This is a genomic window from Sphingomonas sp., from assembly GCF_025353885.1.
In the GTDB taxonomy this organism is placed as follows: Bacteria; Pseudomonadota; Alphaproteobacteria; order Sphingomonadales; family Sphingomonadaceae; genus Sphingomonas_O.
The window spans coordinates 23128-49726 of record NZ_JANXNX010000096.1; the positions used below are offsets into that span (position 1 = coordinate 23128).

Below are 26599 nucleotides of genomic sequence, written 5' to 3' on the forward strand. Positions count from 1 at the left end.
GGAGCCTACCCGCCCGGGTCGCTGACAAGTTATTCAACTGGGGGATACGCGACTCATGACCAAGGCTTCGGACCTTTTCATTCAGTGCCTCGAAGATGAGGGCGTCGAGTATATTTTTGGCGTGCCCGGAGAGGAAAATCTTGATTTCCTCGATTCCCTGTCGCGGTCGACCAAGATCAAGCTGATCCTGACACGGCACGAACAGGGCGCTGGTTTCATGGCCGCCACCTATGGGCGTCACACCGGCAAGACCGGCGTGTGCCTCGCGACGCTGGGCCCCGGCGCAACCAATTTCGTGACGGCGGGCGCCTATGCCCAACTCGGTGGCATGCCGATGATGATGATTACCGGGCAAAAGCCGATCAAGAAGTCGAAGCAGGGCCGGTTCCAGATCCTCGACGTCGTTGCGATGATGGGACCCATCACCAAATATACCCACCAACTGGCAAGCGCGGACAATATCCCGAGCCGGGTGCGTGAGGCGATCCGGCTTGCCGAAGAAGAAAAGCCGGGCGCGGTCCATCTAGAACTGCCCGAGGATATCGCCGACGAGCAGACCGATTCCACCCCCATTCCGCGCAGCATCGCGCGCCGTCCCTCTGCGGATGCAAAGGCGGTCGCCGCTGCGGTTGAGAAGATTCAGGCGGCCAAGGCTCCGGTGCTGGTGATCGGCGCGGGCGCCAACCGCACGATGACATCGAAGATGCTGCTGGAGCTGGTCGAAAAAACCGGCATCCCTTTCCTGACCACCCAATTGGGCAAGGGCGTCATCGACGAACGTCATCCGAAATTCGTCGGGTGCGCCGCGCTCAGTGCGGGCGACTTCGTTCATCGCGCCGTCGAAGCCTCAGACTGCATCGTCAACATCGGTCACGACGTCATTGAAAAGCCGCCCTTCTTCATGCGCCCGGGCGGCCCGCACGTCATTCACATCTCGTCGAAATCGGCCGAGGTCGATCCCGTTTACTTCCCGCAAATCGAAGTCATCGGCGATATCGCCAATGCCATCTGGCAGATCAAGGAATCGATCGTCGTTAATCCCGCGTGGCAGTCGGACGTCATGTTAAAGGCGCGGGCCGCCGAAGTGGCGCACACGGCCAGCCTGTCGGGGGATCAGCGTTTCCCGATTTACCCCCCCCATCTGGTCGAACAAGTGCGCTGCGCAGTGCCAGACGATGGCATTATCTGCCTGGATAATGGGGTTTATAAAATCTGGTTTGCGCGTGGGTATACTGCGTACAAGCCGAACACCGTGTTGCTCGACAATGCGCTGGCCACGATGGGCGCGGGCCTGCCCAGCGCGATGATGTCGTCGATGGTCTATCCCGATCGCAAGGTCATGGCGATCTGCGGCGACGGTGGGTTCATGATGAATTCGCAGGAGATGGAAACGGCGGTTCGGCTGAAGCTGAACCTCACCGTGCTGATCCTGAACGACAATAGTTATGGCATGATTCGCTGGAAGCAGGCGAACATGGGCTTCAAGGACTGGGGCCTGACCTATGGCAACCCCGACTTTGTGAAATATGCTGAAAGCTATGGCGCGTTCGGTCACCGGGTCGAAAGTGCTGCCCATTTGGACGAATTGTTGCGGCACACTATGGCGACGCCGGGGGTTCACCTCATCGACTGCCCAGTTGATTATTCAGACAACGACCGCATCCTCAATCACGACATCAAAGAACTGGCAAAAGCGGTTTGAAGAGCCGGGTAAACGGAGACTGAAATGGCCATATTAAAAGACGTTTACCCACTCTATCTTGCAAACGAAGCCAGGCAGCCGAATACCGATCTTGAAGTTACCGACAAGTTCACCGGTAAGGTCGCGTTCCGCTGTGCGCAGGCCGATGCCGCGACCATCAATGCTGGAATTGCAGCCGCGGTCGAGGCTGCGGAACCCATGGCACGCATGGCCGCCTATGAGCGGCAGGCAGTCCTGATGCATTGCGTGACGCGGTTTATCGAAAGGTTTGGCGAACTGGCCTATGCGCTGTGTGTCGAGGCGGGCAAGCCGATCAAGGACAGCGAGGGTGAGGTCGGGCGGCTGATCGACACGTTCCGCATCGCTGCCGAAGAGTCGGTTCGCATCACCGGCGAGGTCCAGCCCCTCGACATCGCGGCGCGGGCAAAGGGCTATCAGGGCATCTGGAAACGCGTTCCTATCGGACCGTGCAGCTTCATTTCGCCATTCAACTTTCCCCTCAACCTCGCCGCGCACAAGATCGCGCCAGCGCTCGCGGTCGGCTGCCCGTTCGTCATGAAACCTGCGAGTCGGACCCCCCTGGGGGCGCTCATCATCGGCGAGGTGCTGGCCGAAACCGACTTGCCGAAGGGCGCCTTCTCGATCCTGCCGGCCCATCGTGACGGGGCGGACCTGTTTACCACCGACGACCGGTTGAAACTGTTGAGCTTTACCGGATCGCCGGCGGTCGGATGGGACTTGAAGGCAAAGGCGGGCAAGAAGAAGGTCGTTCTCGAACTGGGCGGGAATGCCGCCGTCATTATCGACCATGATGCCGACCTGGACGACGCGCTGGAACGCGTGATTTTCGGGGCTTTCTATCAGTCGGGACAGTCTTGCATTGGCGTCCAGCGCATCATCATTCACGAGCGTGTTTACGACCAATTTCGCGACATGCTCGTGGCAAGGACCCGCACATTGGTTTCGGGCGACCCCAAGGACCGCAACACGTTCATCGGTCCGATGATAGACGTGAACGAGGCCACGCGGCTCGATAACTGGATACAGGAGGCGGTGGCCGCTGGCGCAACGCTGTTGTGCGGCGGTGGACGACAGGGGGCGATGCTGGAGGCGACGCTGCTCGAAAACACGCCGCGCGACACCAGGGCTTATCGCGAAGAAGCGTTCGGGCCGGTCGCGCTGTTGTCAAAATTCAGCGACTTTGACGCGGCGCTGGACGAGGTCAACGACAGCAAGTTCGGATTGCAGGCTGGCATCTTCACGCGCGATCTTTTCAAGACGCTTGACGCATGGGACCGGCTCGAGGTCGGGGGCGTGGTGATCAACGACGTGCCAAGCTACCGCGTCGACAACATGCCCTATGGCGGCGTCAAGGATTCGGGGCTGGGCCGCGAGGGGGTGAAGTTCGCGATGGAGGACATGAGCGAAATCCGCAATCTCGTGATCCGTCGTACCGAACGGGCTTAGGCGCCGCGTCCGGAGTGACGCCGGGCGACGACTGGGGCTTCACAGACTGGGCCGTAAATCTATGCGGCTGGCCAGATCAACCCAATTCCCGCCTTGCCACGGAGGTCGTTACGCCGTTAAAGTCCCCGCAAATAAGGGGTCGCACGCTAGTTTTCAGGTCTAATCGACCGACCCCATGCGGGGCCGGACGGGGGGTTATGCGGTGCGGGAGTTTTTCAGTGTAACGATGCGCCACCGCGCGGCAGCCTTTTGGGCGGCGCTGCTGTGCATTGCGCTCGCCACATCGGCTATCACATTTGCGTTTATCGGCGCACCGGTAAAGGCAGCGTTGCCCAACGACAATGTCCACATGGGTGTCGCTTCGTGCGGCGGCACCACCTGCCACGGCCGACAAGAGGCGGACGGCAAGGTCGTTCGCCAGGACGAGATATTGCGCTGGCAGGAACCTTCTTCACCGACCGGCGCTCATTCGCGCGCCTATGCAGTCTTGTCCGAACCTCGCGGGCGTGAAATCGCGGCCCGTCTCGGCATCGGCCCCGCAACCTCTGCCGGAGAATGTCTCGGCTGCCATGCCGACGCCCCCCCGGTCGGCAAGCGCGGCGCACAATTCCGCATGAGTGACGGTGTAGGCTGCGAAGCCTGTCACGGCGGCGCTTCGGAATGGCTGGCGAGCCATCGCGCGGTCGGCGGCACCCATGCCGCCAATGTTGCGCGCGGCATGGTCCCACTCGATCGCACGCAGGTAAAAGCCGCCGTCTGCCTTGACTGCCACTTCGGCTCTGCCGATGGCGGGCAGTTCGTGACCCACCGCATCATGGCCGCCGGGCACCCGCGCATCAGTTTCGAACTCGACCTGTTCTCGACGCTCCAGCAACATCATAATGAGGATGCCGATTATGCCGCGCGCAAGGGCCGCACGAACAACGTGCGCGTTTGGGCCGTGGGGCAGGCAATGGCGCTCGATCGGGCCTTGTCACTCTACGCAAACCCGACCTATGGGACTGAGGGCGCATTTCCGGAATTTTACTTTTACGACTGCCACAGCTGCCATCGCCGGATCGAGGATACCGACAACTTCAAGCCGACCGCGCAGGCAAATCCCGGACGACCGATCGCGCCGGGCACGCCGCCGTTCAACGACGAAAACATGATCATGCTGTCAGCGGCGGCACGGGTGGCGGCCCCTGTCCTCGCTGCACGCTTCGATGCCGACAGCAAGGCCTTTCATCGCGCCAACACTGAAAGCCGAGCCGCAGCGCTTGCGGCGGGCAGTCGACTGCGCTCGACCGCACAGGCGCTGGCGGCGGCGTTCGGGTCGGCCAGCTTCGACCGTGCAAAGACTATGGCAATCATCGAGACGATCTCGGGAGAGGCCATCACGCCGCGCTTCACTGATTATACGGGCAGCACGCAATCTGTCATGGCGGTGGACACATTGCTGAACGCGATGGTCAATGCGGGCCAGGTTCCACCGGGATCGGCACAGGCAATCCGTGGCGACATCAACCGTGCTTACGCGGCGGTAAAAGATCCCAACGACTATCGCCCGCTCGATTTCCGCCGCGCCTTGGGCAGCGCGGTCCGGACAATCCGGACACTGCGATGATGATGTTCCAGCGCACCGCCAGTACCCTGGCCATATCGGCTTTGCTGCTGGCCTCCTGCGGCGGCGGGACCGATAACAATGGATCTCCCGCCGCGACGCCGCCCGCCTCGCCCTCTCCTCCGGTCGCGGTCTATGCGGTTCCAGCCCAGGAGTCGCTGTCGGTCACCGACGTGCAAACGGTGTTGGCAGGGGCAATATCCGAAGCACAGGCGCGGTCCGCCCCTGCCGTCATCGCCGTGACCGACCGGGTCGGCAACGTGCTTGCGGTTTTTAATATGACCGGAGCGCGTCCCACCGCATTCACCGGGTCCGCTCCGAACGGCGACAACATCGATGCGCAGAACCTGCTCATTCCGGCGGCGGCGGCGGCTATCGCCAAAGCGGTCACTGGCGCCTATCTGTCGAGCGGGGGCAACGCGTTTTCCACGCGGACGGCTTCGGAAATTGTTCAGGAGCATTTCCCGCCCGCGCCCTCGCTGACGGCAGGGCTTGAGAGCGGTCCTCTGTTCGGGGTGCAGTTCAGTTCGCTGCCCTGTTCCGATCTTTCGGCGCGGTTCGGTGCCGCCGGGACGGCTGCGCTGATCGGCCCGAAGCGGTCGCCGCTCGGCCTATCCGCCGACCCGGGCGGCTTTCCCCTTTACAAGAATGGCGTGCTGGTCGGCGGGGTCGGCGTCATGACCGACGGCGAATATGGTTCTGATCCCAACATTATCGATATCGACAGCAGCGACGAAGAATTTATCGCGCTGGCCGGCACTGCGGCTTTCAATGCTGCGGCCAACATCAGGGCCGACCGCATTACGGTGGACGGCACGCTGCTTCGATACAGCGACGCGACCCCCGCAGGTTTCAAGCGAAGCGGTGCGGCTCCCGCTTTTGCCGCACTTGCGGGATTGGGAACATTGGTTGCGGTGCGCGGATATAACCTCGCCACGATCATCGCAGGCACTGCCTATGGCACCGAGGCATCGGGGATACGCGCCTCGACGTCCGCCGAATTTGCCAACCCCGACGCCTTCGTCCTGACCGATGGCGCAGGGACCGACCGGTATCCTGTGCGTGGCGGGACCGATTCTGCACCGATTACCATCGCCGAAGCGCGCGCTCTTCTCGAGGAAGCCTTTACGATCATGAGCCGTGCGCGGGCGCAGATCAGGCAACCGCTCGACAGTCGCGCGCAAGTGTCTATCTCGCTGGTCGACACCAATGGTGCTGTACTGGGGCTGGTGCGCGCACCCGACGCGCCGCTGTTCGGCACCGATGTCGCGCTCCAAAAGGCGCGCACCGTGATGTTCCTGTCGAGTGCAAGCGCGGGGACTGAACTGCAAACCGACCCGTCGCAGGATGTCCGAGACTTTGTTCCCCGGTTTCGCACCTTCCTGAACGACCCCGCTGCGCTTACAGGCAAGACGGCGTTCGGCGATCGATCGATCGGCAACCTCGCCCGGCCTTATTTCCCCGATGGTGAGATCGGTCGTCCCAACGGCCCGCTGTCGCGGCCCATCGGACAATTCAGCCCCTTTTCAACGGGCCTCCAGTCGGCACTTATCCTCCAGAACCTTGCCGAACATTTTCTGTTTATCGCCGGCAATCCCAATGATACGGCGCAACGCTGTACGCGAATAACCAATTCGACCAAGCTCGCCAACGGCATCCAGATCTTTCCGGGCAGCGTCCCCATCTATCGCGGGTCGCAACTGGTCGGTGGGCTTGGCGTATCGGGCGACGGCATCGACCAGGATGACATGATTTCGTTCCTCGGAGCCTTGAACGGCGGACTTCGCGTCGGCACCGGTATCGGCAACGCAGATAAGGCCATTCGTGCGGACAGACTGGTTATCCCGCTTTCCAACAGTCCCGGCGTCCGTTTACGATTTGTGTCCTGCCCGTTCGCACCGTTCCTCGACACATCGGCGCAAAACGTCTGCGAGGGTCGCTGAGTGGCCATCGTCGCGCCATTTCTGCCGATGCTGGCTTTGATGTCGGGCGAGGCACAGGCAATGTCACGGATGGGCAAGAGCGACGCCGTCCGCGAACGCCGACTGCCGCACTATTTGAACCAGGAAGCGCCGACACCGACCCCGGCGCAGGCCGCACCCCCCGCTCCCCCTGCGGAACCGATATCGCAAGACCCCGCGATTTCGGCCGACGGTGCGCTGATCGACGGCCGACGTCGTCCCGGCCATGAAAAGGCCCTGCCCGACCGCGTTACGCAGGAAAATATCGGGGCAGTCCGCCCGCCCCCGCCTGAGGCATTTCCGACCGATGAATTCCCGGTGCCCGACCGCTGGCGGCTCGTCCAGACCCTGTGCCCGCAAGGCAGCCTGTATCCCAGCCTGTTGAGCGTCTGCCATTCGGTTCGCGACCCCTATCACCAGAACATCCTGAAGGGCGATCGCCCGGTCTGTCTCAACACCGTGGAAGAACAGGCACGACGCAAGGCCGCTGGCATTGCCCGCTGCCTAACGCCGCGCTTCTTCGGGCTGCACAAGGATGACTGGTTCCTCGCGCTTACCGGCGTTCTGGACACGGTGATCGAGCCGCGCAGCTTCCCGACGCCTGTGGGTGTGCAGACGACCGGTCGCCCGGACAGCCTGGACGTTTTCGGGCGCGGCCAGTCCATCGTCGCCTCGCAGACCTTGATTGCGGGCTTTTCGTTTATCAAGGGATCGACTGCCTACAAACCGCCCGAGATCGAATATCGCGTCGTGCTGGCCTATAATGCCAGCTATGTCGACGTATCGGAACGACGCGTTCTCGACGTGCGGCCAAGCGTCCACACGCATCGGTGGGATCATTTCCTCGGGGTGCAGGAAGCGTTTGTCGATTATCACATCAGGAATACATCGGACCGCTACGACTTCGAATCGATTCGCATCGGGGTGCAGCCTTTCCAGGCCGATTTTCGCGGTTTTCTTTTCAACGACAACCAGCTCGGTATCCGTTTCTTCGGCAACCGCGACAATAACCGTTTCCAATTCAACCTCGCGGCCTTTTGGCGACTGGAAAAGGACACCAACTCGGGCCTGAACTCGGTGATCGACTCGCCTCGGCATGACTGGGTTGTGGCAGCCAACGTGTTTCGCCAGGATTTTCCCGTTGTCGGCATGACCAGCCAGATATCGCTGACCTATAACATGAACCGTGAACGCCACCGGATAGAGATCGATCGCAACGGATTTCCCGCCCGTCCCGCGTTGCTCGGCGACTTGCGCGGGCGCGAGTACGACGTAGGCTATGTCGGCTATGCGCTCGACGGCCATGTCGGGCGGATCAATCTCACGGCGCAGGCATATGGCGCATTTGGGCAGGACCGGAACAGCTTTTTCACTTCGCAGCCCGCCAAGGTCCGCGCCTATTTTCTGGCGGCCGAACCCAGCATCGATACCGATTGGGCGCGCATCCGGGTTTCGGTCCTGTATGCGAGCGGCGACAAGAATCCTTACGACAACAAGGAAACCGGGTTCGACGCAATATTTGAAAACCCCATCTTTGCAGGCGCGGACACCAGCTATTGGATCCGGCAGTCGATCCCGTTTGCGGGTGGCGGGCGCAATGTCTCCATCAGCACGCGCAACGGGGTCCTGAACAATTTGCGATCGTCCAAGGAACAGGGTCAGTCCAATTTCAATAATCCGGGCACTGTCCTGATTGGAGCGGGCGCCGATTTCGACGTCACGCCGACGTTGCGTGTAACGACCAACGTGAACCATTTGTGGTTCGCCAACACGGCGACCTTGCAGGCGCTCCGGACAGAGGGAAGCATTCCCCGATCGATTGGCTATGATGTGTCCGCCGCCGCGATATTTCGTCCAAAAGCGATCCAGAATGTCGTGTTCCGCCTGTCGGGTGCAGTCCTGCAGCCGGGCGCTGGGTTCAAGGACTTGTTCGACAGTTCACGCCGCGACGACCGGTTTTACTCGGTGCTGTTCAACACGATCGTTAGTTTCTGATGCGCTGGTTGGCAATCCTGCTGCTATTGATGGTGCCAGCGTCGGTGCTCCGCGCGAGCGACGCCGAAAAGGCGCAGAACATCCACTACGGCTTCACGCCCCCCGCCCCGCCCGCACAGACACTCGAGGAAGCCAAGGTCAAGAGCGCGGGTTGCATATCCTGTCACTCCGCCTCCGATGCATGGTCGATGCATAAATCTGATGCAGTCGTGCTGGGCTGTACCGATTGTCACGGCGGCGACGCCAGTGCTTCGCTGCCCGACGCCGAAAAGACCGATAAGTTCGACGATCCGCGCTATGTCGCAATCCGTAATCGCGCGCACGTCATGCCGCGTTTTCCCAAGGCCTGGAACTGGCCGTCACCCGCCAATCCGCGCCAGAGCTACACCTTACTGAATAAGGAGGCGCCCGAATATGTCCGCTTCGTCAACCCGTCCGACTACCGCGTGGTTCGCGAAAGTTGCGGCGCCTGTCACCAGGATACGATTGAGGCCGCCGAACGGTCGATCATGGCTTCGGGCGCGATGCTATGGGGCGGTGCGGCGTATAATAACGGCATCATCCCATTCAAGAATTACGCCTTTGGTGAAGCCTATACGCGCACCGGTGAACCCGCCAAGATCATGTCGCCGGGCGAACCGCACGGCACTGTAACGTCCGACCAAGCCGCGCGCGGCGCTTTGCCGGTGCTATACCCCTTGCCGACCTGGCACGTCATTCCCCCGGGCGATGTGTTCCGTGTCTTCGAACGCGGTGGCCGCAATATCTCGACCCAATTCGCCGAGATCGGCTTGCCCAATCCGACGGGGAGCATCCAGCGCCTCGACGAACCCGGACGGCCCGACCTCAAACAGTCGAACCGTGGCCCCGGCACCGGCTTGCGCGTCGCGATTCCGGTCTTGAACATCCACAAGACGCGCCTCAACGACCCGTTCATGTGGTTCATGGGCACCAACGACCAGCCCGGCGATTATCGCCAGTCTGGCTGTGCCGCGTGTCACGTCGTCTATGCCAACGATCGCGAGCCCCGCCATTCGTCGATCTGGGCGAAATACGGGCGCGACGGCCAAACCGCGACGGTCGATCCGACGATCAAGGATCGGCTCGAACCAGAGGAGCACGGGGACCATGCGGCGGCATCGCGGCATGGCAGCTTTGCCGTTCACGGCGACGCATCGCGTGAGCCCGGCCAGAAGGAAAAGGGCCATCCGGTCGAGCATGCCTTCACGCGGGCGATCCCGACCAGCCAGTGCATGGGCTGTCACATGCACCAGCCGAACATCTTCCTGAACTCGTTCCTCGGCTACACGATGTGGGATTATGAGGCCGACGCGCCACGCATGTGGCCAAAGGAGCAGCAATATCCGAAGGCCGACTTTGCCCGCCAGGTGCTCGACCGTAATCCGGAAGCCGCCGCTGTGCGCGGATCGTGGGCCGATCTCGATTTCCTACGCAACGTCTACGACCTGAATCCGACGATGAAGGACACTCAGTTCGCCGATTATCACGGCCATGGCTGGAACTTCCGCGCGATCCTGAAGCGTGATCGCGAGGGCAATCTGCTCGATGCCGAGGGCAAAATCGTGAAAAACGACGACCCCGAGAAATGGCGCAAGACTGGCGAACCGAAATTCGTTCCTATCGGCACCAGCCCCGGCAAGTCCGTCCACCTGATGGACATCCACGCGGAGAAGGGCCTGCAGTGCGCCGACTGCCATTTCGCTCAGGACAGTCACGGCAACGGCCTGATCTACGGCGAAGTCGCCAACGCGGTCGAGATTGGCTGCAAGGATTGCCACGGATCGGCCAGCGCCTATCCCACGCTGCTTACCAGCGGCCCGGCTGCCCGACCGACGGGTGGCAACCTGTCGTTGTTGCGCAATCCGGACGGCCAGCGCCGCTTCGAATGGGTCACCGATGCAAGTGGTCGGCGTGTCCTGATGCAGCGCTCGATCACTGATCCAAAGCTCGAATGGCGCGTCCATCTGGTCAAGGATTCGGTCGACAGAACCTCACCCGACTTCAACATTAAGGCCGCGCGCGCGAAACTGATGGGGAACAGCGAGACGCAAGGCTGGGGGCCAGGGATCGCCCCCGCCGACCGCGCGCACACCGACGACAAGATGGCCTGCTTCACTTGCCATCTCAGCTGGACGACGTCGTGCGGCGGTTGCCATCTGCCGATCGAGGCGAACTGGAAAACATCCAGCCACAAATATGATGGTGAGGAAACGCGCAACTTCGCGACCTATAATCCGCAGGTCGCGCGCGATGACATGTTCCAGCTGGGCAAGCACATGACGACCAAGGGCAACATCATCACCCCGGTCCGATCTACTTCTGCGCTGGTGCTGTCTTCGACCAACCTCAACCGCGAGCGCATCTATATCCAGCAGCCGCCAATTTCAGCCATAGGCTTTTCCAGCCAGGCGTTTGCGCCGCATTTCCCGCACACAGTCCGCCTTACCGAAACCAAGACCTGTTCGGACTGCCATATCTCGGCAAATGACGACAATAACGCCATCATGTCGCAACTGTTGTTGCTCGGCACCAACTTCGTCAACTTCGTGGGCATGAACGCCTGGACCGGCCTCGAGAGCGGGTTCGAGGCGATCCGCGTCACCGAATGGGATGAACCGCAAGCGGTCCTGGGCAGCTATTTGCAGCGCTATGCCTATCCCGACTATTTCAAGCTCCACGTCGAAAAGAACAAGCGCGAGCTGATCAATTGGACGCGCGGCAAGACGTTCGACAAAAATCTTTCGGGCGAGACCGAGCCGCACGAACAGTTCCGCAACGTCACGCAAGGGACACGCGACGGTGTCAGCTGCCTGCAACTGCGCGGCGAATATATGTATGTCGCCGAAGGGCGCGGCGGCTTTCGTGTTTATGACGTCGCTTCGATCGGGAACAAGGGTTTCTCCAACCCAATTGTCGCCGCACCCTTTTCGCCGCTCGGTCAGAACGCGCACATTGCCTCAACCAATGCGACGTGCATGGCACTGCCGACCGGGCAGCCGATCAATCCCTTGCGCAACACGCCTGAAATGCGCGCGCTCAATCAGGAACAGCCGTTCCACCCAATCTACAATTACGCGGTCATCACCGACAGTGTCGAAGGGCTGATCCTGACCGACATCACGACCATGGCCGATGGTGAGTTCCGCAACAATTTCCTGAAACGCGCCGTGACGTGGAACCCCGACAATGTCCTGGCAGGCGCGCGACACGTCACGCTGGCCGGACATTTTGCCTATGTTACAGCCAGGGTCGGCCTGGTCGTCATCGACCTCGACGATCCGCTGCATCCCAGGCTGGCGGCAACGATCCCGCTGACCGACGCGCGCGCCACCGCGCTGCAGTTCCGCTATCTGTGGGTTTCGGACGCGCAAGGGTTAAAGCTGTTCGACGTGACCAACCTCGCCAGCCCGGTGGCGGTGCCGTCGGGCAGTGTCGCGCTCGCCAATGCATCGCGCATTTATCTCGCGCGGACCTATGCTTATGTCGCGGGCGGAGCGGAGGGGCTGGTCATCGTGAACATCACCAGGCCCGCGTCGCCGGTCATCTACAAGAAGGAGACGTTCGGCGGCCAGATGAACGACGTCCATGACGTTGTCGTCGGCAGCACCAATGCGTCGCTGTTCGCCTATGTCGCCGACGGCAAGAACGGCATGAAGGTGATCCAGCTGACCAGTCCCGCCAGTCAGCCTAACTTCTACGGGTTTTCACCGCAGCCCATGCCCGAACTGATCGCCTGGGCAAGGACGCCCTCGTCCGCGCTCGCCATGTCGAAGGGTCTCGATCGCGACCGCGCCGTCGACGAGACCGGCGACCAGATCGCCGTCTTCGGTCGCGTCGGCAGCCGCCCCTTCACGCGCAAGGAAATGGAAAAGCTGTTCCTGATGCGCCGGGGAATACCGTATAAGGTCGTCGATACGCCCAGTTTGGCAGATTGGGTCGGCGGCTGAGCTGAAGGTGGAACCCGGTGTTCAGTCCAGGCGTCGGGATTGCTCTGGTCGGCCTGACAAAATCGCCCCGCCTGCACTCGTAAATCCGGCTACGCCCGGATTAGGCGATCGCAAATCGAAAGGCACGAGCCTTCGCAACCGCACTGCGACGATTGGTCTAGCCCGCCGCAGCCCCCGGCCGTTCGCCCAGCAGGCTGCGCACCAGCGGCTGCATTCCGGCATCGAACTTTGCCAGCATCACATGCTCATCGGCATTATCAAAGTGCGTGATCAGCTGGTCGCCGTTCCACCAGTGCAACGCGAACGCTGGCGGGTCGGCGATAATCATCGGGCGGTTGTCGGGCCGCTCGGCATCGATCGGTTGGAGGTCGAGCGCAACCTGCGGCGCCGTCGAGGGACAAATGGCAATCGTCGTCCCTTCCCATTGGCAAGTGATCGCACGATGAAGGTGGCCGCAGATGACCGAGATGACCTGCGACTTGCCCTTGATGCACTGGCGAAACACGCCAACCCATGGCTCGTCGGGATGGGTGTTCATCCATTCAATGCCAACCTCGACTGGCGGATGATGCATGACGATGACGGTCGGGCGATTGACCTGTTCGGCAAGCCGCTCGTTCAGCCAGCGAGCGCGCACTTCGCAAAATGCGCCACCGTGCCGCCCCTCGTCCAGCGTATCGAGCACCAGCAGGCGCAATGGCCCGGCTTCTACTTCATATTGGCAAAACCCGTCGACAAATGGAATATCGGGAAACCAGGTCGTAAAGTTCTCGCGCAGGTCATGGTTGCCGAGACACGGCCAGACCGGAAAGTCGACCTGCGCCAGGGCGTTGCGTAGTCTCCGATAACTTTCGCCGTCGCCCCGATCAACGATGTCGCCGGTCGCCAGCAGCATGTCGGGTCGCGGGCGCATCGCGTTCAAATGCCGCAGCACCTGATCGAGCCGTTTGCGATTGAATTCCGAAGGATTGTCAGGCTCGAAGCCCAGATGAATATCGGTGACCTGGGCAATCAACATCTGCCTGAACATCCCCCGGCCCACATCGTTCGGGCTTGTTTTACAAGACCCCAATTGTCGGACAACGTCAATGTTTCGGAAGCGAAAGTATCGTGGCGGGATACTGGCATCTTCAATGCGTCACGCCTTTTCCACTGGCTGACGGTTGCACGAACCGGTCTTGTCCCTTGGCGCGATTGACCGCAACCTTGGTTCGCCAGGGGGCAGCTGCATCCATGTGATAGCTGTGGCACATCGCGCATGATGACGGCACAGCCGCACGACTGTTCTCACCGCCATGACATTCGCGGCAGGTGGCAATTCCCGGCAGCATGATCGGGCTGGTCGCGGTTGACGTCGCCGCCTTGTGGCAGGTTTCGCACTTTTCGGTCTTGTGTGCGTCATGGTCGAACCAGCCCTTCTGCAGAAAGCGCTCGGGCTGGACGACGGCCTTTATATGCCAGCCAGCAGACCCTGCATCGCCCGTCCGGTCAACGACGTGGCAGTCATAGCATGCGCCGCCCTTGGTAAAGACGGCATTGATCGCGGCATCGGCCCCGCCGCCATAGCTTCGCAATCCGCTGGAATAGTCGCCCTGCGTTTCGTTGGCAGCATAGTCACCAGGGCGCCGACGCTCGATCCCGCCCAGCGAAATCGGACGGACCGGCCCGGTTGATCGGAAAAACGCGCGGAGGTCGGCGACGACTTGCGCTGGTTGCCCGTGCCGCAACGTCCGCACCGTCCCGCCGATGCGATCAAACGCGAGGCTGTGGCACATCTGGCAACTACGCTCCATCTCGACTGGCTGGAACCGAACGCCATCGGCCGTCGGCGTATGGCAATCCTTGCACGCCAGCGCATTGCCCCAGCTCTGTTCGGCCTTCATCGTCTGCGCCATCCGGGCAACGCCGTTGGTCGCCGACAAATGCACCCCATGCGGAAACTTAAGTCCCGAATTCTGAATTGGCCTGGCATCGAGCGAAATCCGTTGGAACATTGGACGCCCACCCTGCCCGGAACTGTCGGTCACGATGGCCGGACGGAACTGCGGATGCGCGGTGCCGAAATCACCGACATTTGCAATCTTGGTGTCGGTCAGTCGCGATTTCAGCGTGGCGTGGCAGTCGGTGCAGAACGCCTGAGCGGTCGCGGGCATTGGCCCTGCCCCCTGATGCTCAGTATGGCAATCGACGCAACGCTGCCCGGTCGGCACCCCGAACGCCGACTTGAAACCGTTCTCGATACGCTTGCCGAAGTTCGGTGCGGCCATCGCGTTGATCTGGCGCTTTGGATCGGCATGGTCGTGGATGCCCGTGTGGCAGGCGACACATTTATTGTCCTCGACCGACACGAAGGCCTTGTCATGACAGGCCTGGCAATTTTTTTCGAGCGATCGATGCGCCTGGCTCAGCGGTCCCGACGACCACATCTGGTCGGCATGGAATCCGGCGGGCCGTGTCTTGGCGTCGTGCCACGTTGCCCAGGAATAAACCGGCCAGGCGAGACACGCGAGCAGGATCAAGATGAAGAACGTCCATGCTCCAGTCCGCTTGCCGGGTAACAGCCCGACCAGCGAAAACGCTGTGCGCTCGTCCTTTTCGCCCGTTGCGTCGGACACGGCTTCGGTCCGTTCGATCGCAATCGTCGCGTCGCCGTCTTCCATGGCGAGCGTCAGCAAATGGCCGCCAAAGCGCAACTCGGCCCCCCGGTTGGTATCGATTTCCGCGCGTTTGGTCGACCGGCCATCGACGGTAAAGCCAAGTCCACCCACAGTCTGCGCCAGCACGCGGCCATTGGGTAATTTGGTCAACGCGGCATGAAACGGCTCGACCGCCAGATCGGGCAGGTGGATGTCGTTGGAAGCGTCACGGCCAATGCCGATCGTCTCCTTTTCGATTGCCAAGGGCCGAATTATGACGCGTCCGTCGGCGGTGCGCGATATGGTTCGGATGATGAAGGTCATGGTTCCACCCTCACCAGTAAAAGAATACGGAAACGATGTGCGCCGTCAGCGCGGCGATCAGCGCGAACGTCATCGGCACATGGATGTACAGCCAGATCTCGAGCAGCGCGCGGATACGAAGATGCCGCCGGACTCGCGCCAGCATCGCCTCCTTCTTCTCGAGCAGGGCATCGATGCGTTCGAGCGGCTCCTCACCCAGCTTTGGCAGATACACCGTCTCTCGCCGGATCTCCGCCTGGGCAAGCCGGGTCGCGCATTTTGGATAGTGGCCGCTCAGTCGCGCCCATAATCCGCCACCAAAGGGGTCCTGCTCCAGCGAGCTTCGCACCAGTTCGGCATGCCGCTGATCGACCGGCTGCGCGGCCTCGTGCAACTGCCGGTCGATCGACCGCAGCCCCTCAAGCATCTGCGGTTCGGTTGTTTCGTCGCGGTTGTTCGACAGCGTTCGCGGCAACCATGAATAGGCGGTAATGCCGAACAGCCCCGACAAGATCACCACCATCATCAGCACATAGGCCAGCGTGTGGATATTCCAGCCGAACTGGAACCCGGTGTGCAGCGTCGCGATAACGATCAGGCTCAACCCAAGATAGACGTGTGCGGACGTCCAGCTTTTCAGCGACCAGCGCCCGCTGGTCATTGCGCGTTTTCGCACGCCCAGCATCGTCAGCCATAGGATCAGCAAGGCGCCGATCGTGCCCAGCGTATAGCCATACCACGATCCCCCGCTCGGTCGCGGCTTGGCATCCACGCTGATATAGACCAGCAGCGCGATCAGCGAGACGACACCCGCGATCTTTGCCCAGCGAAACCCGTTGTGGCGCAAAAATCCGTCATGGATTGCCGAACCGCGTAACCGGTTCTGGACAGAAACCCGCGTCGCCATCAGGCGTCGTCCCGTTCAAGCCGGGCAACCGTCAGGAACTCCTCCGGTGCCACGCGGATTGCTGCTCCGGTCGGGCAGGCGCGCACACAGGCCGGACCACCCTCGATCCCCGAACACATATCGCACTTGATCGCCTTCTTGGCCTTTTCGACCGTCGGATCGGCGTTGGCATAGGACCATTTCTTCGGCGGCTCACCCGGCCCCGGCCCCATTCCGAACAACAGCCAGTTCAGCAACGAAGGCTTTTTCGGCGGCTTCGCATCCATGCGGATCACGCCATAGGGGCAATTTCGCTGGCAATTCCCACAGCCGATACAGGTATCGTCGATGAAGACTTCGCCATCGGGTCCACGGTGGATGGCGTTGGGCGGGCAATCGGCCATGCAATGCGGATGCTCGCAGTGGCGACATGATGTCGGGACATGAAGATGGGCATAGGTGCGGCCCGCCTCACGATCGAGGCGCGACAGGCCCTCGTGCGAATCGGCGCAGGCTTTCTCGCAATTGTCGCACCCGACGCAGAGGTTTTCGTCGATCAGCAGGACGTCGGTCGCCTCGCCCACCCCCTGTTCGACCAGGAAGGTGGCGACGCTGGAATACATGTCGACCACGCCCGAGAAACTGTCCTTCTTGGCTTCGATGAACGCATTGACGTCTTGCCGCGCAGCCATGTCGCGGCGGGCTTTTTCCAGCAATTGCGGTTTTTCACCAAGCAGGGTGCGGAACGTGTCGCCGTTTAACTTGATGACTTCGGATTTGATCGCCGCTTTGACCGTCGCCGTGCGCTTGCCGCCCGCGAGCAGCGCCATTTCGCCGACATACGAACCCGCAGGCAAATAAGACAAAAACACCGGCTTCCCGCCAATCTTTTTCTCGACGACCATCGAACCGGTGCGGATGACGAAGATGTCCTCGCCCTCGTCGCCTTCGGTAATGACGTTCTGCCCGGCCTTGACCTGCACGACCTCGGCGTTCTCGACGACTTCGGCGACGTCTTCCTTGGTCAGGCCCGACCCGAACATCTGCAGCAACTGCCGCTCGATCGAGATCCGCGTAATGGCGCGCTTGGCAGCGGGAACTGAAGACTGCAGTTTCAGCGCGGCAGTGCGCGAAACCTCGACGCAGATCGCGTCCTCGGCGGCAATGATCGTGGCCCCGCGCCGTCGTCCCGAAATCAGCCCGACCTCACCAAAGATTGACCCGGTTTCGATGGGCACCGTGATGGCGGGGTTGGTCGGGTCGACCTGGACCAGCACCGATCCGCTGGCGATGGCGAACAACGATGATCCGGGGTCGCTGCGCGAAAAGATCGTGTCGCCCCGGCGATAGAAGCGCGCGTTCGAATCGAGCATGAACTCGCGCATCTGCAGTGGCGACATGCCTTCCAAAATCGACACGTTCGAACGCAACAGTTCGAGCCATTCGTCGACCGACCGCTTGCCCGGCAAGTCACGGAACTTGGCTTCGAGGATCGGCTCGTCGGCGGGTTTCAACGAGGTGTTGCCGTTGACGAACTCGACCACGTCATGGCCCTGGTTCATGCAATGCTTGATCAGCGGATATCCCGCCAGCGCCCCGATCACGAAGATGCCGGGTGCGGTCGTTTCAAACACGGGCGACAGTTTGGGAAAGGCCAGCCGGTCGCCGCTGGTGAATTCAATCCCCGATTCTTCGACAAACGCGCGTGGCGGCGCCGAACCCATGCGGGCGATGATGCGGTCGCAGCGTGACTTCACCTCGCCATCGCGCGTTTCCAGCGTGATCTCGCCAACCGCGACCCCTTGCGTATTGCACTCGGCATAGATCGTGATGCGCCCGGCGTCGCGCGCGGCCATCAGCGCCTTGACATTGGCATCCTTGGCGGTCGAAAACTCGGCAGACCGGTTGACCAGCGAGACGATATTGCCCTGCGCGACATCGGCGGCGAGGCCCAGCGCATTCTCGATGCCGGCATCGCCGCCACCGATGACAAAGATATGCTCGTCGTTATATTCTGCCGGATCGTCGAGTTGATACTGCACGTGCGACAGGTCGCCGCCAGGCACACGCATCAAGTTCGGATTACCCTGCGTCCCGATCGCAAGGATGACCGCTTCGGCCATGATGCTGGTGCCGTCGGACAGCGTCAGCCGATAGGGCGGCGCATGACGCTGCATTTCGCGCGTTTCGCTGCTGCCGTCGCGCGCCCGGACCACAATCTTCTGGATGCTGCCGGGGATTGGATCGCCCGTCCCCTCTATCTTTTTGACCTCCGCTTCCTTGCGGACGGTGACGCCATTGCGCTCGGTCTGCAGGTCCCAGGTGTCGAGCACCGCCTCGCGCTTGCCCGCACCGAAATCGAGGTCCGAACGCAGCACCAGCTGGCTCGGCGTCGCCATGACGTGCTTGCCCTTTTGATATTTGTAGATCGTGTCGGAGAGGTGCGAGGTCTTTTCCAGCAGGATGTGCGACAGGCCAAGCTGCGCGGCGCGCGACGCAGCGCTCAGCCCCGCGGGCCCCGATCCAACGATAGCGATCCGGAAAATGTCAGACACGGATCAAAGCCCCCCAAGCAACATAGATAAACACCCGCGCGCCTCGGTAACGGGCGAGCGATCTGCTTGATTTGGTTGCGACCCCGTGCCTAGTCTAGCATCGCCGCCGGATTGCGCTAGACCGCAAAACGAATTGAATTGGGGTGGGGAGCGTTAAACATGGCGTCGGCGGAATCGAAGACGAGTCGGATCGTCCTGATGGGTGCCGGATTGATCGCGGTGGCCGGGATCGGCACCGCAGTCTGGCGCGCGCAGCACAAGACCGTGCCACCTGCCCCGGTCGCCACCGCGACGCAGCCCGACGCCGCGACCATGATCGCACAGCTTGAGGCAAAGCTGAAAGCCAATCCGAAGGATGCCGAGGGCTGGCGGACGTTGGGCTGGTCGTTCTTCAATACCCAGCGGTTCGCCGAAAGCGCGACTGCCTACAAACGCGCGACCCAGCTTGCGCCCGAAAAGGCCGAATACTGGTCGTCACTTGGCGAAGCGCTCGTGCTGGCCGGACCCGGCGCGGTCGATCCCGACGCGAAGGTTGCGTTCGAGACTGCGGTGAAGCGCGACCCCTCCGACCCTCGCGCGCGCTATTATCTGGCGGTCGGCAAGGACATGGCGAGCGACCACAATGGCGCGATTGCCGATTGGCTGGCCCTGCTCGCCGCCTCGCCGTCCGATGCGCCCTGGGCAGCCGATGTGCGCAAGGCGATCGTCGACGTCGGGGCCAAGAATAAAATCGAGGTCGCTACCCGGCTTTCGGCGGTGAAGATGGGCCTGCCGGTTGCGGGCGTTCCCAGCATTGCCACCGCCGCGATTCCCGGCCCCACGCCCGACCAGATGCGCGCGGCTTCGGGCATTCCCAAGGGCCAGCAGGACGCGATGGTCGACGGGATGCTGGCCAGCCTTGCTGGGAAACTCGCCGCCAATCCCAAGAACGTCGATGGCTGGATCATGCTGATGCGGAGTCACGTCACGCTCGGGCAGACGGTCAAGGCGCGCGCCGCGTTCAAATCGGCGACTGCGGCCAACCCCGGCGATGCCCCGCGCCTGACGGCTGCGGCAAGGGAACTGGGTATCCCGACCTGACCCCGACCTTGCCAATCACGGCTCTTTCGCCCAAAGCGCAGGGCATCATGGCTACCGACTGGACCCCGACGAGCTGGCAGGCACACGAAGCCCGCCAGATGCCCCGTTATCCCGATGCGGATGCGTTCACGCGCGCCACCGATATGCTGGCCAACTTTCCACCGCTGGTTTTTGCCGGCGAAGCACGCGACCTGACTGCCGACCTTGCCCGCGTCGCGGACGGCAAAGCGTTCCTGCTTCAGGGCGGCGACTGTGCCGAATCCTTTGCCGAATTCCACCCGAACAACATCCGCGACACCTTTCGCGTCATTCTTCAGATGGCCGTCGTGATGACGTTTGCATCAAAGCTGCCAACGGTGAAGCTCGGACGCATGGCGGGCCAGTTCGCCAAGCCGCGATCGGGTGACTTCGAGGAGCAGGGCGGCGTTTCACTGCCCAGCTATCGTGGTGACATCGTCAACGACATCGCGTTTGAAGCCGCCGGTCGTGCGCCCGATCCACAGCGGATGGTTCAGGCATACAACCAGTCTGCGGCAACGCTGAACCTGCTGCGCGCGTTCAGCAACGGCGGCTATGCCAATCTGCATCAGGTCCATGCGTGGACTCACGATTTCATGGGTCGCAGCCCGTGGACAAAGCAATATCGCGACATCGCCGACCGCATCGGCGAGGCGCTCGACTTCATGGCGGCCTGCGGGATCAATCCCGATACCGTGCCGCAACTGAAGACCACCCAGTTCTATACCAGCCATGAGGCGCTGCTGCTCGGGTACGAGACCGCGCTGACCCGGCAGGACAGCCTGACTGGCGACTGGTACGACACATCGGCGCACATGCTGTGGATCGGCGACCGCACCCGGTTCGAGGGGAGCGCGCACGTCGAATATCTGCGTGGCATCGGCAACCCGATCGGCATGAAATGCGGTCCCACGCTCCAGTCCGATGAACTGCTGCGGTTGCTTGACACGTTGAATCCGGGGCGCATTCCCGGTCGCATGACGCTGATCACGCGCTATGGCCATGACAAGATCGAGGCGGGCTTGCCTGCGCTCGTCCGCGCCGTCCTGCGCGAAGGGCATCCCGTGGTGTGGAGCTGTGACCCGATGCACGGCAACGTCATCAAGGCATCGAACGGCTACAAGACGCGCCCCTTTGAACGCATCCTGGCCGAAGTGCGCGGTTTCTTTGCCGTCCATCGTGCCGAAGGAAGCTTCGGCGGCGGCATCCATATCGAGATGACCGGCCAGAACGTCACCGAATGCACCGGCGGCGCGGTCGATGTCACCGAACTAAGCCTCAGCGACCGGTATCATACGCATTGCGATCCGCGTCTCAACGCCGGGCAAAGCCTTGAACTCGCGTTCCTGCTGGCAGAGATGCTGAACCAGGAACTGGCCGAACGGCGTCGCGTGGCCGCCTGACGACCGTCGGCCTAGCGCCGCATAACGTGATGCGGGTCCGGAGAGCGATCCCCCGTCGCGTTCAATACCGGCACCGACGTTAACTGGCATTCGGGTTGGCGCGGTGCCGACCCCGCCGAAATATCCCTGTCCTACAACCGCCACTCGCGCGCAGGGTCTCGCGCATGAAAAAACCAGCCAGTCTTTCGCCCTTTCGTGCCGCGCTTATGGCCGATCCCATCCTCTTTACCCCGGTGCCCGTGGTCCGGCCGACCGCGCGCGGGTGGAGCGCCGATGTGCAGGTCGCCTTCATCGCCGCGCTGTCGCGTTGCGGGATTGTCACCGCCGCTGCCCGCAGTGTCGGGCGGACCGCGCGTTCGGCCTATGTGTTGCGTGCCCATCGCGACGGGGGCGAGTTCTCCCGCGCATGGGATGCGGCGCTGAAACTCGGCCAGGACGACGCGCATTTCGCGATCATTCGCGAATGTTTCGAGCCACAGCAGGTGCCTATCATCCGACGCGGCGTCGTCATCGGGACCCGCGCGATGCTGAACGAGAAACTGGCAATGGCGGCGGTGCGCAACCGGTTCGACAACAAGGCGCGAATCAAGCGGATGCCACCGCACGAAATCTGGGATTCACAGACACCGGCGGTGCCCCGCGAGAAGCAGCCTGAGGTCGAAGTTAAAGCCAAGCCAAAACCCAAGTCCAAGCCCGCCGTCATTCCAAAGCGCCCGTTGATCGGGCCGCGCATTCGCCTGCTGTAAGTAGGAAATTTTATGTCCGATTTACTGCGATTCCTGCGACTCTAGACCTTCACAGCCGTCGTCCGTCCGCTCCGCTCCAGCTTGCCCCAGCCAACCCACGGACCGCTGAGCGCTGCCCCGACCGCCCGGATCACGACCGAATACATGACCTGCCGATAGACGAACCTTTGCGCCACCAGCAGATGCGCCGGATAGCGGGTTTCGCGTTTCTCCAGCCAATAGGCGATCCCGCCGCACGCGACGTCGATCGCAGTAAATAACAACCAGTAAATCGCCATGCGCAGGACATCGGATTGCGTCTGCGCCCAGCCATGCTGGTGGACCTTGACCACGGTATTGATCGCGCTGAGCACGAGCGCCAGGTCGATGATCGGGCTGATCATTGCAAAGCCGATCTGGAAAATCCACGCCTGCGGGATGCCGACCAGCGCCAGCCCAGCAGGCTTGCGGTCGCGGATGATGGCGCGGTGTTTCCACAGGCATTGCAGCGTCCCGAATGCCCAGCGGAACCGTTGTTTGGCCAGCGCGCGCAGCGTCTCGGGCGCCTCGGTCCAAGCCACCGCCTCGATGTCATAACCGACCCGCCAGCCCGCCCGCTGGATCGCGATCGTTAGGTCCTGGTCCTCGGCCAGCGTGTCGACCGGATAGCCACCGACCGCATCCAGCGCCTGCCGCCGCCACGCCCCCACCGCGCCCGGCACCACAGTGATCGCATCAAATTGCGTCAGGGCGCGGCGCTCGAGATTTTGGGCGGTGACATATTCGATCGCCTGCCAGCGCGTCACCAGGTTGACCTTGTTCCCGACCTTCGCATTGCCAGCGACCGCGCCGATCAGGGGGTCGGCAAACCACCGTGCCAGCCGGGCAACGGTCTCTGCCTCGAATTGGGTATCGGCATCCAGCGCGATAATGACGTCGCTGTTGACCAGCGCCATGCCCTGGTTCAGCGCGCGCGCCTTGCCGCTGTTTGCCAACGTCAGCAACCGGACGCGGGGGTCCTCGCCGAACTCGCTGGCCACCACCGCCGACGTGCCGTCGGTCGATCCGTCGTCGATCACGATCACTTCGACCAAGACATCGGTACTGGCCAGCACCCGTCGGATCGAACTCGCAATCACCTTGGCCTCGTTGAACGCCGGGATCAGGACCGATACGAAACGTGTCGGATCAATGGGCGGCGCCACCGGGGCGTCCTTGTCAAAGCGCGACCTGATCGCGAGCCCCGCCATCAGCACCGCCCGCGCAATCCCCAGCGCAATCGCGAGGAAGAATACCCATTTGATCATCGCCATGAATGCGGCTGCGAACAGGAATACGCCGACGTCGGCCCGCACAGTCAGCAGATCGAGGCCTGTCAGCTGCGGCATGATCGCCTGCGGGCTGACCCCGGCCATCGTCGACAATGGCACGAAGCTATACCCCTTCGCGCGCAAACGATCGATGATGACGGGCAGCGCCGCGATCGTCTGGCTGCGATCGCCGCCACCATCGTGCAGCAGGATGACGCCCTCCGATTTTTCCGCGCTACCGTCTTCGACCTGCGCGATAGTTTCGTCGATGATCTGCTGAACACCAGGCCGCTTCCAGTCGCCCGGATCGACGTGCAGCCCGACGTTCAGGTAACCGTCCTGTTGTGCCAGCAGCGCCGGTATCAGTTCGTCAGTAGTCGTCGGTTCGGCATCCCCGAAATACGGCGCTCGGAACAACCGCATTGCCCGCCCGGTATAAGCTTCGACCAGACGCTGCGTAAAGTTCAGTTCGAGCCGGATTCCGGTTGGCGACACCTGTGCCATGTTCGGGTGGGTATAGCTGTGGTTGCCGATCTCGCTACCGCCGCGGAGTTCACGGTTCAGCAGTCCGGGCTGCGACAGCGCGTTCTCGCCGATGACAAAGAATGTCGCGGGCACTCGCTTTGCCTCCAGTATGTCGAGGATCTGCGGAGTCCAGACCGGGTCCGGCCCGTCGTCGAATGTCAGTGCAACCTTGCCCGGCAGGTAGCCGCTTCGCCGGACCACGAATGGTGTCGGCAGGTGGATGAACTGCTGGTCGCGAATGAGCTTGGACCGGTCGAACGAAACGTGCCGGACCCCGTCGGTTGGCGTGGCTTCGATCCGCAGCAACTCGCCATTGCCCTCGACATCGACGTTGCCGACCGGGCGAATGGTCGAGAGATTGGGCAGTTTGCCCGACTGGAAAGAGGCGAAAGCGGGCCATACCCCGGGATCCTCCGAACCGAGCCGCCATAGCGCCACGCCTGCGACGCCGACGCTGTCCGCCGCGCGCAACTGGTTCCACGCGCTTGCTGCATCGAGCATCCATATCGTGTGGACCGAACCGTTTTCTTCGTAGGAGAAAGTGGAATTCCCGCTCGCACGATCGAACGTGACCTTGGCATCACTGTCGTTAGCCGCCAGCCACGCCTCTTCGTCCGTCAGGTTTTCGGCAGTCCCATCATGCCAGTCATAGCCATAGTTGCCGATCGCAACGATGGCCTTGTCAGCGGGCACCTGGCGTAGCGCATTCTTCAGGTGGTTCACGAACCACATCTGCGACGCAATAGGCCCGGCGGGATAGCCCGGTGAATGTTCGTCATAGTCCATCAGGAACAATCGGTCGGCCACCTTGGCAAAGGCATCGAGCCGCCAGTCGGGGTCATCGACCGGCACCGCCAGCGTTACCAGCCAGCCACGCGATGCGAACGCCCTCTTGGTTTCGCCGATGAAGCGAAGATAATCGGCCTGCGCAGTTTTTGGCAGTTCCTCAATGTCATAAACCACGCCCGAGCCGTGCTGCCGCAGCACCAGCGCTTCGACGCGCTGCAACATCGCCGCGCGCCGCAATGGGTCGTGGAGGACCTGCGCCATCCCTGCGCCATCCCATTTGTCGTTAGCCGCATTCTGGACCATCGGTAGCACCTTTGGCCGGTGCGATGCCGCCATCAAGATGCGTTCGAGACCCGGATCATTCTCGACATGGACCTTCCGCCCGGCATCCGTGAAACTTGCCAGCGTCGGCACTAGCCAGTCGAGTTGGCCGATGTGGCGTTCGAGCGACGCCTTGCTGTCCGGATCCCACGGCACGTAAAAAGCGACGGTGATCTGGTTGACGGCAGTCGCAGCGGGGGTCGTGCTAGGCAACCAACTGCCGATCTGGCGACGCAAATGCCTGATCTGCTCGGGGATCGGTCGCGGCTGCCCGCGTTCGCGGATCGGCGTCAAAGCAGAGGGTATCGGTACCGAAACGACCGATGCGGCCAGCCCGATTGCGGCCAGCACGATCAGTGCCAACAGAAACGCAACCGTACGCAACGACCATTTTCGCCGCCGCCCGCTGGCGTCATAGAATATTGGTTGCTCCATCGTCATTCGTCCTTGCCCGGTCTTACCGTGATCGACCAGCCTTTAAGAGCGGCATCGGCGCAACGGGACTACACCGATGCCGCTCACAAGTGTGCCGGGTCGCTTGGGAGCGGATGACCCGGCCCCCGCTGAATGCACCGGATTTGGTGACGACGCCGTGGCCCGGACATGACAAAAACTTCATTTCGACGATCGCGACAATTCTTGACCGTATGGCTTAGGAGGCATAAGGGCGCGACACGCTTCGAAGGCCCCTTCGTCTAGCGGTTAGGACGCGGCCCTCTCACGGCTGAAACACGAGTTCGATTCTCGTAGGGGTCACCAACTTTTTCGTCCCTCAGCCTTCAATTGCGGTGGCCTGATTCAGCACCTCAGTCACTGATCGGTGACGAACGGCGGGCGGCTGAACCCTTTTTCCGCCCAGTATTGATACTCAACAGCGTTCCGGGGGTGGAACGTCCTGGGGGCACCGGACGTTACCGCATCTTCAGTCCAAGGATATGTCGATGCGCCACTTTTTCCCCGCACTCCTGACGCTCGCTATGATCGGAACTGGCGCGCCCGCGATGGCGGCCGCCGCCTCCCCTGCCGCGGTTCGGCTTGCGGATGGCGAAGTTGTGCGACAGGCGCGCCTCACGCGGGAAGCGGTGCAGCAGGGCGATGCGGCGACGATCGCCGTTGCGCGGGCCAAACTTCAAGCAGCGCGCGCTGCCGCGTGGGGGAAACGTCATCCGGCACGGGCACCAGCGGCACGCGTTGCGGTCAAATAAACGGGAGCGATGGTTTCCGGTTTGCTAACCTTTCGGTGCCACAAAGGCGCGAAAGCGAGCGCAAACCATGTGGCCTGCCCTGCGGCGGAAGAGTGAAAAGACGGCAAATCCCTGGCGCAAGACCCTCATCTGGGCTGCGGCCGTCGG

Annotated in this window: 15 protein-coding genes and 1 tRNA gene; 11 read left to right on the forward strand and 5 right to left on the reverse strand. The window is 62.0% G+C overall.

Features of this window, described 5'->3' with window-relative positions:
* Nucleotides 1–55: 55 nt before the first annotated feature.
* The 6 genes from Q0R02_RS10280 to Q0R02_RS10305 all read left to right on the forward strand — a co-directional run bounded on the left by Q0R02_RS10280 (nucleotide 56) and on the right by Q0R02_RS10305 (nucleotide 12696).
* Nucleotides 56–1702 carry an acetolactate synthase large subunit gene (locus Q0R02_RS10280; RefSeq protein ID WP_293883152.1) on the forward strand — a complete coding sequence of 549 codons (1647 nt, stop codon included), beginning with the start codon at nucleotides 56–58 and terminating at the stop codon, nucleotides 1700–1702.
* Nucleotides 1703–1726: 24 nt separating this feature from the next.
* Nucleotides 1727–3169, forward strand: a complete 1443-nt coding sequence (locus Q0R02_RS10285) for an aldehyde dehydrogenase family protein (protein WP_293883155.1) — start codon at nucleotides 1727–1729, stop codon at nucleotides 3167–3169.
* 349 nt (nucleotides 3170–3518) lie between these two features.
* A complete protein-coding gene (locus Q0R02_RS10290; protein WP_293883193.1) occupies nucleotides 3519–4775 on the forward strand; it encodes a multiheme c-type cytochrome in 1257 nt (418 codons plus the stop codon).
* Between the two features lie 2 nt (nucleotides 4776–4777).
* Nucleotides 4778–6715, forward strand: coding sequence for a heme-binding protein (locus tag Q0R02_RS10295; RefSeq protein WP_293883194.1), 1938 nt, complete (start codon nucleotides 4778–4780; stop codon nucleotides 6713–6715).
* Nucleotides 6716–8728, forward strand: a complete 2013-nt coding sequence (locus Q0R02_RS10300) for a hypothetical protein (RefSeq protein ID WP_293883157.1) — start codon at nucleotides 6716–6718, stop codon at nucleotides 8726–8728.
* On the forward strand, nucleotides 8728–12696 hold the full coding sequence (locus Q0R02_RS10305) for a hypothetical protein (RefSeq protein WP_293883161.1): 3969 nt from the start codon (nucleotides 8728–8730) through the stop codon (nucleotides 12694–12696). The genes Q0R02_RS10300 and Q0R02_RS10305 overlap by 1 nt, the downstream gene beginning before the upstream one ends.
* 157 nt (nucleotides 12697–12853) lie before the next feature.
* Here the strand turns inward: Q0R02_RS10305 and Q0R02_RS10310 are convergent, their stop codons facing one another.
* The 4 genes from Q0R02_RS10310 to Q0R02_RS10325 form a co-directional block, all read right to left on the reverse strand.
* Nucleotides 12854–13714, reverse strand: coding sequence for a phosphodiesterase (locus Q0R02_RS10310; protein WP_293883196.1), 861 nt, complete (start codon nucleotides 13712–13714; stop codon nucleotides 12854–12856).
* Between the two features lie 112 nt (nucleotides 13715–13826).
* On the reverse strand, nucleotides 13827–15656 hold the full coding sequence (locus Q0R02_RS10315; RefSeq protein ID WP_293883164.1) for a cytochrome c3 family protein: 1830 nt from the start codon (nucleotides 15654–15656) through the stop codon (nucleotides 13827–13829).
* A gap of 10 nt (nucleotides 15657–15666) precedes the next feature.
* A complete protein-coding gene (locus Q0R02_RS10320; protein WP_293883166.1) occupies nucleotides 15667–16542 on the reverse strand; it encodes a hypothetical protein in 876 nt (291 codons plus the stop codon).
* Nucleotides 16542–19076 carry a cyclic nucleotide-binding domain-containing protein gene (locus Q0R02_RS10325; RefSeq protein ID WP_293883169.1) on the reverse strand — a complete coding sequence of 845 codons (2535 nt, stop codon included), beginning with the start codon at nucleotides 19074–19076 and terminating at the stop codon, nucleotides 16542–16544. Before Q0R02_RS10325 ends, Q0R02_RS10320 begins: the two co-directional genes overlap by 1 nt.
* Nucleotides 19077–19235: 159 nt before the next feature.
* Here Q0R02_RS10325 and Q0R02_RS10330 point away from each other — a divergent pair, with 159 nt between their 5' ends.
* From Q0R02_RS10330 to Q0R02_RS10340, 3 genes are all read left to right on the forward strand, one after another.
* Nucleotides 19236–20156, forward strand: coding sequence for a tetratricopeptide repeat protein (locus Q0R02_RS10330; protein ID WP_293883172.1), 921 nt, complete (start codon nucleotides 19236–19238; stop codon nucleotides 20154–20156).
* 47 nt (nucleotides 20157–20203) lie between these two features.
* A complete protein-coding gene (locus Q0R02_RS10335; protein WP_293883175.1) occupies nucleotides 20204–21577 on the forward strand; it encodes a class II 3-deoxy-7-phosphoheptulonate synthase in 1374 nt (457 codons plus the stop codon).
* Nucleotides 21578–21741: 164 nt separating this feature from the next.
* The gene (locus tag Q0R02_RS10340) at nucleotides 21742–22323 is read left to right on the forward strand and encodes a hypothetical protein (protein WP_293883177.1); all 582 of its coding nucleotides are present in this window, start codon (nucleotides 21742–21744) and stop codon (nucleotides 22321–22323) included.
* Nucleotides 22324–22364: 41 nt separating this feature from the next.
* Here the strand turns inward: Q0R02_RS10340 and Q0R02_RS10345 are convergent, their stop codons facing one another.
* Complete coding sequence (locus Q0R02_RS10345) at nucleotides 22365–25682, reverse strand: glycosyltransferase (RefSeq protein WP_293883179.1); 3318 nt, start codon at nucleotides 25680–25682, stop codon at nucleotides 22365–22367.
* Between the two features lie 249 nt (nucleotides 25683–25931).
* On the opposite strand from Q0R02_RS10345, the gene Q0R02_RS10350 reads away from it, so the two are divergent.
* Together Q0R02_RS10350 and Q0R02_RS10355 are read left to right on the forward strand one after the other, a co-directional pair.
* Nucleotides 25932–26006: transfer RNA gene (locus Q0R02_RS10350), tRNA-Glu, on the forward strand.
* Nucleotides 26007–26188: 182 nt separating this feature from the next.
* Entirely contained in the window at nucleotides 26189–26452 is a 264-nt protein-coding gene (locus Q0R02_RS10355) for a hypothetical protein (protein ID WP_293883182.1), read from the forward strand.
* Nucleotides 26453–26599 lie beyond the last annotated feature (147 nt).